This window comes from Mesorhizobium sp. CNPSo 4670 (assembly GCF_057784235.1).
In genome coordinates this window covers 306644-318179 of sequence record NZ_JBWJFQ010000001.1, presented here as the reverse complement: position 1 = coordinate 318179, position 11536 = coordinate 306644, and the positions used below count along the sequence as shown (strand labels likewise).

Here is an 11536-nt window from a genome sequence, read left to right as displayed (position 1 = left end):
CAGGAAAAGTGTGAAACGGTTTTCCGTCCGGAACTGCGTCAAAACAATGAGTTAGAGCAGGTTGCCGGTCCCGTGAACCGGTGAACTGCTCTAAGACCGGACTTCGAATGCAACGCTAATAAAGCGGCTTGCTCATGTGCTTGGGCGTCGGCCACGTCGCGGTCACGCCCGGCTGTACCGGCCGCTCGAGATAGGTCGACAGCACCACGTAGCTGCGTGTCGAGGTGACGCCCGGCGTTTCGTAGAGGCGTGACAGCAGGCCTTCGAGCGCTCTGGTGTCTTCGGTGCGGACCTTGAGCAGCATGCAGGTGTCACCGGCGACGGTGTGGATTTCCTCGACTTCCGGATACTGTGAAACCGCCATCAGTTCCGGCGTCTTTCCCCAGCCCTTGGTGTCGATGTGGACGAAAGCCAGCAGCGGCTTGCGCACCGCGTGGGGATCGATGATTGCCGCGGTGTTGCGGATGGCGCCGCTGCGCCGCAGCCGCTTGACGCGCTCGTGCGCCGCCGGCGGTGAAAGCCCCACGCGATCGCCGAGCTCGGCATAACTGACGGTCGCGTCATCGACCAGGACGCCTAATATTTTTCGGTCAATTGCGTCGAGCTCACGGGCGGCAGACCTGTTCTGCGGAATGCCATCTGTTTCTTCGTCCATGTTGAAATCTCCGGTTGCCGCAGAATTTAATGCGGTCATTATGGTCTTATGTCGAACGCTGATCAAGTCGCACCATTGGCCGCGAACGCTCGGGCGCCGATCCCGGCCCTTGCCTATCTGTTGACCGGATGCATCGCCGTGATCGGCTCGAATTCGCTTGTGCTGGGCCCGATCGCACCGGCCGCGGCCGCGTCGTTTGCGACCAGCGTACCGGTGGTCATGATCGCGGCTGCCGTGTTCGGCCTCGGGACCTCCGCAAGCGCCCTGTTCCTGGCACGCTACATCGACCGGATCGGCGCCCGCCGGATGCTGCAAGGCGCATTGCTGTTGCTCGCGATAGCGCTCGTCGCCAGCGCGGCGGCACCGACGGTGATGATGCTGGTCGCGGCACAATTGCTCGCCGGCATTGCTGCCGGTATCGCCATGCCGGCCATCTATGCCAGTTCCGCGGCCATCGCGCCGCCTGGCCGCGAGAGCGGCACGATCGGCGTCGTGCTGACCGGATGGACGCTGAGCATGGTCGCCGGCGTTTCGCTGTCGGCCGTGCTTGCCGATCTTGTGCATTGGCGCGCCGTTTTCGCAGCGGTCGCGCTGCTGGCAACGCTTGCCTTGGCCGGTCTTACACTGTCGTCGCTGAGCGACGTCAGGAAGGGCGGCCCGGCGCCGACGCCGCTGGAGGCGCTCGGCATTCCCGGTATCGTACCGCTTCTCATCGCCTGCGCCGCCTTCATGACCGCCTTCTACGGCGTCTATGGCTACCTCGGCGATCATCTTCACAGCGGTTTGGGGAGACCGGTGAGTGCCAACGGCTGGGCAGCACTTGCCTATGGCATCGGCTTCGGCACCGCTGCTCTCCTCGACGGCGTCATCGATCGTCTGGGCGCGCGTCGCGTGATGCCATTTGCCTATCTTTTGGTCGCCGTCGTCTATGTCGCAATGGCCGCGACGAGCGGCAGTTTCGGACTGACCTTGGCCATGGTGGCGGTCTGGGGGCTTGCCAACCATTTCGGACTGAACGTCCTGGTGATGCGCCTGTCGGCGCTCGATCCGTCGCGGCGCGGCACGATCATGGGCTTGAACAGCGCGGTGACCTATCTGGCGGTGTTTGTCGGCACCACCGGCTTCGGGCCGCTCTATTCCAGCTTCGGCTTTGCCACCTGCGCGACGGTTGCCGCCTTGCTCATGCTGGTTGCCGCTGCTGCGGCGGCGTGGCGCACTCGATAGAGCGGTTCATCGTTTCACGGAAACGCCGAACCGCTCTTTCTCTCCCTTTTTTGACGCAATTCCCAAGGGAAAACGCTACGCGCTTTTCCCGGGAAAACCGCTTCACGCTTTTCCTGCAATTGCTCCAGTTGACAGACTGTATTGGCCATCCGTCTTTCACACGATTGACAGCGGCGCCCTACCCTTTCATACAAACGGCGTTAATGTTCTCAGGGCGGGGTGAAAGTTCCCACCGGCGGTAAGGGTTTCGACCCAAGCCCGCGAGCGCTTTCCGGCAAAATCGGAGAGGTCAGCAGATCCGGTGTGATTCCGGAGCCGACGGTTAGAGTCCGGATGGAAGAGAACGAACGGAACACGGACCGTCTCGGCGGGCCGGATTTCGTATCGTGCGTCCTGATTCTGGTTCGAAACGGAAGGATGGACCCATGAATCAGCATTCCCACAAAGACTATGAAACGACCCGCATCGCCGTCATTCGCGCGCGCTGGCATGCCGACATCGTCGACCAGTGCGTGCAGGCCTTCGAAGCGGAACTGGCTGACATCGGCGGCGAGCGCTTCGCGGTCGATGTCTTCGACGTGCCCGGCGCCTACGAGATCCCGCTGCACGCCAAGACCCTGGCCGGGACCGGCCGCTATGCCGCGATCCTCGGCACCGCGTTCGTCGTCAACGGCGGCATCTACCGGCATGAGTTCGTCGCCAGCGCTGTGATCGACGGCATGATGAATGTGCAGCTGTCGACCGGCGTGCCGGTGCTGTCGGCGGTGCTCACCCCGCACAACTACCATGACAGCGCCGAGCATCACCGCTTCTTCTTCGAGCACTTCACCGTCAAGGGCAAGGAAGCGGCCAATGCCTGCGTGCAGATCCTGGCGGCGCGGGAACTGATCGCGGCCTGAGATCGCCAAAACGGCCGGATTTCAGTCCTGCAACAAGAATTGCGATCGACAAGACCTCTGAAGGTTGCGGTTGGCCTGAAATCCGGCCAGAAGCATCAGCGGGCCGACCGGCGAACGACCGGCCCGCGACGTTGCGCTTGAAACCAGATACGGGAGACTATTGGGTGGCTCGCATAACACTGAGACAATTGCTCGACCACGCCGCCGAATACGGCTACGGCGTGCCCGCTTTCAACATGAACAATATGGAACAGGGCCTCGCCATCATGGAGGCCGCGGAGGAGACCAAGTCTCCGGTCATCCTGCAGGCGAGCCGAGGTGCTCGCGCCTACGCCAATGACGTGGTGCTGGCCAAGCTGATCGACGCGCTGGTTGAAATCCACCCCGACATCCCTGTCTGCATGCATCTCGACCACGGTAACAACGAAGCCACTTGCGTCACCGCGATCCAATACGGCTTCACCTCCGTGATGATGGACGGATCGCTGAAGGAGGACGGCAAGACCCCGGCCGACTACGCCTACAATTCCGGCATCACCCGCCGCGTCGTCGACATGGCGCATTGGGGTGGCGTTTCGGTGGAAGGCGAGATTGGCGTGCTCGGCTCGCTGGAGATGGGCGGCGGTGAGCAGGAAGACGGCCACGGCGTCGAAGGCGAGATCAGCCACGACCAGCTTCTGACCGATCCGGAACAGGCGGTCGAATTCGTTAAGGACACTCACGTCGATGCGCTAGCTGTTGCCATGGGCACCAGCCATGGCGCCTACAAATTTTCGCGGAAGCCCGACGGCGCTGTGCTGGCCATGAACGTCATCGAAGAGATACACCGCAGGCTGCCCAACATGCATCTGGTCATGCACGGCTCGTCCTCGGTGCCCGAGGATCTGCAGGAGATCATCAACAAATATGGCGGTCAGATGAAGCCGACCTGGGGCGTGCCGGTCGAGGAGATCCAGCGCGGCATCAAGCACGGCGTGCGCAAGATCAACATCGACACCGACAACCGCATGGCGCTGACCGGCGCCATCCGCAAGGTGCTGACCGAGAACCCGAGCGAGTTCGATCCACGCAAGTACCTGACGCCGGCGATGGCGGCGATGAGGAAGCTGTGCAAGGAGCGCTTCGAGCAGTTCGGCACCGCCGGCAATGCGCAGAAGATCAAGCCGCTTCCGGTCGCCGAAATGGCCAAGCGCTACAAGTCGGGCAGCCTCGACCCGAAGTTCGGCTGAGCTCGATCAAGCTATCCCAGAGCTGCCAAGGACATCCCGGCAGCTCTGGTCTCTATTGTCTTGTGTTTCACTCCGGCGTCTCGGTCTCGGCGCGAACCAGCTTGATGTCGGCTCCGGCTGCCCATGCGCCGATATCCTCGCGGCGCAATGCCGCCGCCATCAGGTCTGGAAACAGATCAGGCGTGCAGGCAAAGACCGGTATGCCGAGCGCTGCAACCGACCCGGCCATCTTGGGATCGTAACTGGGCCTGCCCTGGTCGGTCAGCGCCAGCAGCACCACGACATTGACGCCGGACCGAACCAGTGCTGCCAGCCGCAGCAGCAATTCCTGACCGTTGCCGCCTTCATAAAGGTCGGTGATCAGCACCATATGCGACTTGGTCGGCCGTTCGATCCGATCCGCGCAATAGGCCACGGCCTGGTTGATGTCGGTGCCGCCGCCAAGCTGCACGCCGAACAGGACTTCGACAGGATCGCTGAGTTCCTCGGTGAGATCGACGATGGCCGTGTCGAAGCAGACAAGCTTGGTCCGCACCACGGGTAACGAGGCCATCACCGCGGCGAATATCGAGGCGTAGATCACCGAGCTTGCCATCGAGCCGGATTGGTCGACGCACAGCACGACCTCGTCCAGGTCGACCAGACGACGCTGTTTGCGCATGAAGCCGACCAGCTTCTCAGGCACGATGGTTTTGTGCTCGGGCTGGTAGTGGCGAAGGTTGGCCGAGATGGTCCGCGGCCAGTCGATGTCGCGCTGGCGTGGCCGGTTGGTGCGCTGCGACCGGTCGACCGCGCCGCGTATCGCCTCGGCCGTCTTCTGCTCCAGCCGCTGCATCAGCTTGGCGACGATATCGGCGATGATCGTTCGGGCAATGTCCTTGGTCTTGGCCGGCATCACCGAGCGCAGCGAAATCAGGTCGGCAACGAGGTTGACGTCCGCCTCGATCGCCTTGAGGAACTCCGGCTCCATCAGCATCTGCTTCAGGTTGAGGCGCTCGAAGGCGTCCTTCTGGACGATCTGCACGACCTGCGCCGGAAAGAACGACCTGATATCGCCCATCCATTGCGCCACCCGCGGCGCCGAGCGGCCGAGCCCGCCGCGCCGCTTGCGCGGATCGGCAGCCGCATCGCCGGCGCCATCGCCATAGAGTGCATCGAGCGCCGCCGAAAGCCGCTTGTCGGTGTCAGAAAGCGCCGACGCGCCTTCGTCATCGGCCCCAATCGCCAGGCGCCAGCGGCGCTCGCGTCCGTCATCGGTGGCGGGTTCGTTCATTTCGGGCGCGTCATCCATTGCCGTCACCGCCCGTCAGCAAGGGTCCAAGGCGTTCCAGGTGCCGGCGCCATGCGGCGTCGCCATCCGGCGTCGGTGTCAGTCCGGCCGGCAGGCGCGCGGCGCGGCCGAGGACGGCCTCGATCAACCGCCGCCGCTCCATCGAGTCCAGATGCGAAAAGACCCGGCGCAGCAGCGGCAAATGCGCAATGAAGGCGTCTTCGTCGAGGGATTGGAGCCAGGCATCGACCGCTCCGCGCAGTGCCTCGTCATAGATGAGCCGTTGACTGGCGGTGCTGAAGAAGCCTTCGAAGAACCCTGCGGCCTCCATGACCGGCGTTCCCGGCGACAGGCGCCGTGCGATCAGGCCGGCTGCGGCGTCGGCGGACAGATGGCCGGCTTCGTAGAGCAGATGCGCGGCGCAGCCTGCCACCAGCGCCGTCGATCGCGATCCATCGAGCACCGCAGCCAGTCCGTTGCGCCAGGCGTCCAGCACGTCCTGTCCAGGCTCGACCAGCCTGATCGCTTCGTCGGCCTTGCGCATCGCGCCAACCAGCGTCGTCGAAGCCTGGTCATCGAGGTCGCGGGCGGCATAGGCAAGCGCAATCGCGCCTTCGATGATCAGCCGTTCCAGCAGACCGGACAAGCGGGCCGTTTCCGTCTTGCGCGCCTCGCCGTAGCGGATGATGTCGGCGAGCGGCGGCACCGATGCCAAGATCTCCAGGCATTCGCTGCTGTGCGCCGCGCGTTCCTCCAATGCCACGAGACCGGCGGTCGACGCCTCAGACAGGTTTGCCGTGATGGCGCCCTGAACCAGTCCCGCCAGCGCATCGAGAGAGGTCGCCGCACCGATCATCTGGATCAGCCGGCCATTGGCGGCCTTCTCGATGGTCGGCCCATAGATCAGGTTCTCGACCAGGCGGACAGCAAATTCCGGCTCCCACGAGAGCGCCCAACGCTCGCGAAAGGTGCCGCGGCTGCGTCCGCTGTCGGTCAATTTGCCCCAATGCACGCCAAGCACGGTCAGCCGGTGCAGCAACGTCGAACGAAACAGCCCGCTTTCGCTGCGCAGATCGACCGAGAGTTCGCGCTCCAGCGCCTCGGGCTTCAGCCGCGCCGCCTTCTGGTTGCGCTGCAGATCCTCGATCAGCGGCGCCAATGGCGTGTCGGGCGGAATTTCACCGACATCCGCGCCCAGCAGCAGTTCGGCTTCGACCAGCGCCCAAAGCAGCGCTTCGCCGTTGAACATGGCGGCGATCGCGGCATCGCGCAATTCCTCGAACCCCGGCTTTGGCCGCTCGCGGATCACGGCCAGCGTGCGGGCCAGCCGTTCGGCTTCGATCAGCGAGGCGGTCGAGGCCATATGCCCCTTGCCTCTCAGCACCGCCGCGATCATTGCGAGCCACAGGGTCGCCGCGTCGTGGCGGCCGCGCGTACGCCACAGATGCTTGCACCAGCCGGGCGCGACGACGCCCGCGCCATAGCCGAAGCCCAGCGCCAGGCGCGGCCCCGTCCATGGCGCCCAGGTCATCGTGCTTTTGCGCCGGGCGAGCCCCTTGAGAAGGGCCTGGTCCTCTTTCTGCGGTCGCGTCGCTTGCAAGGCAGGCACATGCCAGGCGCCGCAAACGACAGCGATCGGCCCATCGAATTCCTTCCGCGCGGCAGTGATTTCAAGCCGCATATGCGCCTCACGCCTGGCCTCGAATTCGGCAAGCGGGCCCTCGCCGTCGCGCAGCGTCGTCATGGCATCGGATATCGCGGCGAAGATGGGACCCGGCTGCGGATTCTGCTCGATGATATCGGACCACCAGCTCTCGCCATCTTCATAGCCGGCGGCTTGCGCCAGTGTCCCGATCGGGTCACGCACATGCTGAGCCGTCTCGTTGTCGGCACCGGATTCCGCTTCGCCGGCATCGGCATCCTCACCATCATCAACCACAACCCGAGCCGATGACGGCAGGTCGATGAACCGCAAGGCCGCATTGTTGGCGACAGCCCACAGGGCCGCCTGGTATTCCGGCGAGAACTCGGCGAAGGGCCAGAAGCTGGTCGAAGCCGGATCGTCTTCCGGATAGCAGAGCAGCGCCACCGGCGGCTGCATTTCGGGGCGGGCAAGCAGCGGCAGCAGTGCGGAGGCATCGGCCGGCCCTTCGATCAGCACGGCGACCGGTTTCAAGTCCTTCAACGCCTGCACCAGGCTGTCTGCGGAGCCGGGCCCGTGATGGCGTATGCCAAAATAGGAAACGTCGCTCAGTGCCATGGCGTCAGATCGCCGCGTTCAAGGCCGCATAATAGCCGGCATAGTCCGGCCGCTTCTTGAGTACAGTTTCCAGATATTCTTCCAGCACCAGTTTGTCCTGGACGGGATCCTTTATGATCGCGCCGACAAGGCTGGCGGCGAGGCCTTCGGCGCCGAGCTTGCCGCTGTCGAACCAGGCCGCCTGGCTAAGGCCGCCAACCATGGTGGCGATGGCCTCCGCCGTGGACAGCGAACCGGACGGCGTCTTCAACGTCACTTTGCCATCGGCGGTCGCACCGGAGCGCAATTCGCGGAAGATGGTCAGCACGCGAGCGATCTCCTCGCCGACATTCTTCGGCACCGGCAGGTCGAGACCGCCAGCCATCTCGCCGACCCGTTTCGAGACAATCGCCACTTCTTCCGCCATGTCCTCGGGCAACGGCAACACGACGACATTGAAGCGGCGCTTCAGTGCCGATGACAGCTCGTTGACGCCCTTGTCGCGGTTGTTGGCCGTGGCGATGATATTGAAACCGCGCTGCGCGTAGATCGACGTGTTCAGTTCCGGGATCGGCATCATCTTTTCGGACAACACGGTGATCAGCGTGTCCTGCACGTCAGAGCCCATGCGCGTCAGTTCCTCGAGGCGGCACAGCTTGCCGTCCTGCATGGCTCGGTAAAGCGGCGTCGGCACCAGCGCCTCCTGGCTCGGGCCCTTGGCCAGAAGCTGCGCGTAGTTCCAGCCATAGCGGATCTGGTTCTCGTCGGTGCCGGCCGTGCATTGCACGATCAATGTCGAGTCGCCCATTATGGCGGCGGCGAGATGCTCCGACACCCAGGATTTGGCAGTGCCCGGAACGCCGAGCAGCAACAGCGCGCGGTCGGTGGCGAGCGTCGCCACGGCGGTCTCCATCAGCCGGCGGCGGCCGACATATTTGGGCGTTATCAGCGTCCCGTCGTCGGCTTTTCCGCCGAGCAGATAGGTGAGAACCGCCTTGGGCGACAGGCTCCATCCGGCGGGCCTTTGCCGGTCGTCGTTGCGTGCGAGCGCCTGCAACTCGGCGGCGTAGGCCTGCTCGACCGGAAGACGGATGACTGCGTTCATTTGCTGTTCTCCGGATTAATCATGTGACGGTTCAAGGTCCGGCCAACGATGCGTTGAGACGCAGAAGACCGAGTGAAGGCGCCGCCGGAGCCATGCCGGCCGCAACGACGTCGCCGATCAATTTTTCCGCCGTCGCCGCTGTCGCGAGAAAGCCCAACGTTTCCAGTATTTGGTCGGCGCTTCGCTTCACCGGCTCGTCGTTTCCCGCAATGGCGGAATGCAATGCCGGGAGCGTCTGGCCGTTTGTCAGGTCGGCCCATTCCAGCCAGCCTGCTTCGATGCCTTCGACCTGGTTGAGCGCGTGAAGATCGTACGTGTCTTTCAGGATTTGTCTGATCAAAGTGCGCTTCCTGCCGCTGTCCAGGCGCGCCATGAGATGGAGGACGAGAAGTGCCGGCTTGCCGCCTTCGGCGACAAGCGTATCGGCCAAATGCGCCACCGCTGCTTCACCGCCGGACACCGAGACCATTCGAACGAGAAAGAGATCGGCATTGTCGTCGACGCCGAACTGCCATGCCCCAAGGAAATCGGACTCTATCTTGCCGAAGTGGGCAGCAAGATCGCGGAGGTAACAGGTGGCAAACAAGTCGCCGCGGCGTGCTTCCTGCGCGGGCGCCTTGAGTCTTATCGGCGTATAGGTGGTGCGGCGGCGGATGAAGCCGGATTTGCCTTCCGCGATGAAGGCGGCGAGCTCGGCTGTCGGATCTTCCGTCCCGCCATCGCCTGGGTTGCCATGCTCTCCCAACCTTGCCAGCAGCCGGCCAGCCAGTTCGCGCACCCTGCCGGAGCGGTCGGCAGAGAGGCTCTTCAGGAATGGCACATCATCGGCGCCCAAGCCGAAGCGCATGAGTTCGACGAGTGCGGATCTGATCTCCGCCGGCTCACTTGATCCCTTGGCCTCGATCAGTTGCCTGGCCACCGCCGGAGCAGTGCGGCGCATATCGGCCAGCGCGGTACGGCGCGCAGCGGGATAGAAATCATCCCAGGTTTCCACGGTCAGTTGTTCCCGGCGGGATTGTTTCTCGCCATCCACACCTGCTTGCCAATCGACCCAGGGGGCATAAACGTCCGGACTTTCCTGATACGATGCGGCGGGCATCCAATCCATTGGATGCAGCACGAAGCCTCGGCTGGCGACGAGCGTGGCCACGCGTGTCTTGGTCCTTGCGTCGGCTGCATGCTTCAGCGCGGCTCGCAAAAGCGGCCGCAGCCGCTCCGGCAGCATGGGCAAGGCAAGTTCAGGCAGTGGCGGGCGTTGTTTCAGCATCTTCGGCGCGGCTGGCCGCAAGGCAATGTCGAGGGCCTGCGCGGCGATTGCCAGCAACCGGCGCTCGCGCTCGTCGGGACTTGCACTGCCGGCGATCTGCTGCCATGCAGCCGGAGCCAGGTCGAAGGTGGTGCCGCCGGTGATCCAGCAGTCGCGCATGGTCGCCAGGCCGGTCTGCTCGATCTCATTCATGACAGATCAAGCCTCCCAAACCCGCTTTGCGCCGCCAGGAGTTCAAGCCGGCTGCCGTTCCAAAGTGCGGCCGTTGCCTTGAGGTTCAACCCAAGCAGCGTTGGATTGACGGTGTCGGCGATTGGCAAGGCGATGCCGTGCGGATCGCCGGCGGCCTGCCACCAGGCGGCACCGCGATCGTCCAGCAGGATCGCTCCGCGCGGCAGCATGACGGGGCAATCGGCAACCCAGGGCGCGGCGTCCTGGCGGGCAATATGGGCCGCGAGCGGATCCGACGCGACAAAGCTGAAATCGGGCCAGTCGCCGGACGAGACGTCACCCCTGCGATCCGCCACCAATGCCCGCAACGGCTGGCGTGCCGGATAGAAGATCAGCCGGGCATCGAAACGGTCGCCTGGCGTGAAGGCGTTCGACCGGCGACCGGCCGACGCCGGAAAATAGTCGAGCAGCAGGGCAAATTGCGAGGTGGCGCTGTTCAGGTCGAGCAGCCAGGTCGAATGGCTGACAAGACCGTCACGGCGAGATTCGATCTTCTCGCCGAGCACTTCCCAAGCGCTTTCGACCTGGGTCGCATCGGAATTGGCCAGCACCTGTTCGCGGCTCTCGGAGGTCGAGACGAGCCGCCTCAGTTCCGGGTCATCGGGTGCCGAACGCCAGGCTTTGGCCAGCAGCACAAGCTTGCCGAGTTCGCGGATCGCCGCGTCCGGCCGTTCCTCGCTGCGCAACGCCATCAACCTTGACGGTAACTCGTCGATGCGGCCGGCAAGTGCCGTCGCCTTCATGTCAACCAGCCGTGCGGCAATCCGGCGGCAACGATCGCTGCTGTTGTCGACAAAGCCGGCAAGGCCAAGCCGCAACTGGTCGGCGATCCATTGATCCAGTTCATCAAGTCCTGCCGACACGGCGGATCGCGTGTCTTCTGCCCGCTTGCGCTGCGCTGCCTCGCGTCGCTCAACCGCGGCCGCGTCCTCGACGACAGAGCTTTCGTCGCGCGCGGCTTCGCCGATGCTCTTGCCTCCCGCACCTTGTGTCGGTTCCACAGGTTGCGACGTGGTCTTCCTGCGACGGCTCAGCCAATCGTTCACCCATTCCGGCGTCGAGCCGGCCGCGGCAAAGCTGGCCGGCGCGGTGGCGGCGATCCACATCAGCGCCAAAGTGTGCTTGCAGGGAAATTTCCGCGACGGGCACGTGCATTTGTAACCATGGTCGCCGGTGTCGACGACCACACGGTAGGGATTGGAGCCGGAACCCTGGCATTCACCCCAGATGAGAGCCAGCTCTTCGTTCTTTTCGAGCCGGGACCAGTTCGATTGCTTGGTCAACTTGGAAGCGGCGCTCAACGACGCCTGGTCGGGCGCAAGCGCCTCGATGGTTTTCAAGTCAAATTCCAAGCCGCGCCTCTCGTCGCTCGAACGAATGCCGGTTGCCAGTATAGATGGCCGTCTGTGAAGGATTC

At 64.0% G+C, this 11536-nt stretch carries 9 protein-coding genes and 1 riboswitch; of the genes, 3 read left to right on the top strand and 6 right to left on the bottom strand.

The window, feature by feature from the left end; all coding sequences use genetic code 11:
• Positions 1-115: 115 nt before the first annotated feature.
• Entirely contained in the window at positions 116-655 is a 540-nt protein-coding gene (locus AC0ZT5_RS01375) for an Lrp/AsnC family transcriptional regulator (RefSeq protein ID WP_095088168.1), read from the bottom strand.
• Positions 656-703: 48 nt separating this feature from the next.
• Here AC0ZT5_RS01375 and AC0ZT5_RS01370 point away from each other — a divergent pair, with 48 nt between their 5' ends.
• From AC0ZT5_RS01370 to fba, 3 genes are all read left to right on the top strand, one after another.
• The gene (locus tag AC0ZT5_RS01370; protein ID WP_488494960.1) at positions 704-1879 is read left to right on the top strand and encodes an MFS transporter; all 1176 of its coding nucleotides are present in this window, start codon (positions 704-706) and stop codon (positions 1877-1879) included.
• Between the two features lie 201 nt (positions 1880-2080).
• Positions 2081-2228: riboswitch (FMN riboswitch) on the top strand.
• Positions 2229-2304: 76 nt separating this feature from the next.
• Entirely contained in the window at positions 2305-2778 is a 474-nt protein-coding gene (locus tag AC0ZT5_RS01365) for a 6,7-dimethyl-8-ribityllumazine synthase (RefSeq protein WP_111546962.1), read from the top strand.
• 164 nt (positions 2779-2942) lie between these two features.
• The gene (fba, locus tag AC0ZT5_RS01360; protein ID WP_184871534.1) at positions 2943-4007 is read left to right on the top strand and encodes a class II fructose-bisphosphate aldolase; all 1065 of its coding nucleotides are present in this window, start codon (positions 2943-2945) and stop codon (positions 4005-4007) included.
• Between the two features lie 67 nt (positions 4008-4074).
• On the opposite strand, the gene AC0ZT5_RS01355 is transcribed toward fba, so the two are convergent.
• From AC0ZT5_RS01355 to AC0ZT5_RS01335, 5 genes are all read right to left on the bottom strand, one after another.
• Positions 4075-5280: a VWA domain-containing protein gene (locus tag AC0ZT5_RS01355; protein WP_488494959.1), complete on the bottom strand. Its 1206-nt coding sequence runs from the start codon at positions 5278-5280 to the stop codon at positions 4075-4077.
• A gap of 10 nt (positions 5281-5290) precedes the next feature.
• Positions 5291-7537, bottom strand: coding sequence for a DUF5682 family protein (locus tag AC0ZT5_RS01350; protein WP_488494958.1), 2247 nt, complete (start codon positions 7535-7537; stop codon positions 5291-5293).
• A gap of 4 nt (positions 7538-7541) precedes the next feature.
• Positions 7542-8621: an ATP-binding protein gene (locus tag AC0ZT5_RS01345; RefSeq protein ID WP_488494957.1), complete on the bottom strand. Its 1080-nt coding sequence runs from the start codon at positions 8619-8621 to the stop codon at positions 7542-7544.
• Between the two features lie 31 nt (positions 8622-8652).
• Entirely contained in the window at positions 8653-9771 is a 1119-nt protein-coding gene (locus AC0ZT5_RS01340) for a DUF5691 domain-containing protein (protein WP_488494956.1), read from the bottom strand.
• Between the two features lie 305 nt (positions 9772-10076).
• Positions 10077-11459, bottom strand: coding sequence for an SWIM zinc finger family protein (locus AC0ZT5_RS01335; RefSeq protein ID WP_488494955.1), 1383 nt, complete (start codon positions 11457-11459; stop codon positions 10077-10079).
• Positions 11460-11536 lie beyond the last annotated feature (77 nt).

Excerpts from the sequence above, each read along its gene's own strand:
- AC0ZT5_RS01375 (WP_095088168.1), bottom strand. The coding sequence starts at position 655 with ATGGACGAAGAAACAGATGGCATTCCGCAGAACAGGTCTGCCGCCCGT.
- AC0ZT5_RS01370 (WP_488494960.1), top strand. The coding sequence starts at position 704 with ATGTCGAACGCTGATCAAGTCGCACCATTGGCCGCGAACGCTCGGGCG.
- AC0ZT5_RS01365 (WP_111546962.1), top strand. The coding sequence starts at position 2,305 with ATGAATCAGCATTCCCACAAAGACTATGAAACGACCCGCATCGCCGTC.
- AC0ZT5_RS01355 (WP_488494959.1), bottom strand. The coding sequence starts at position 5,280 with ATGAACGAACCCGCCACCGATGACGGACGCGAGCGCCGCTGGCGCCTG.
- AC0ZT5_RS01350 (WP_488494958.1), bottom strand. The coding sequence starts at position 7,537 with ATGGCACTGAGCGACGTTTCCTATTTTGGCATACGCCATCACGGGCCC.
- AC0ZT5_RS01345 (WP_488494957.1), bottom strand. The coding sequence starts at position 8,621 with ATGAACGCAGTCATCCGTCTTCCGGTCGAGCAGGCCTACGCCGCCGAG.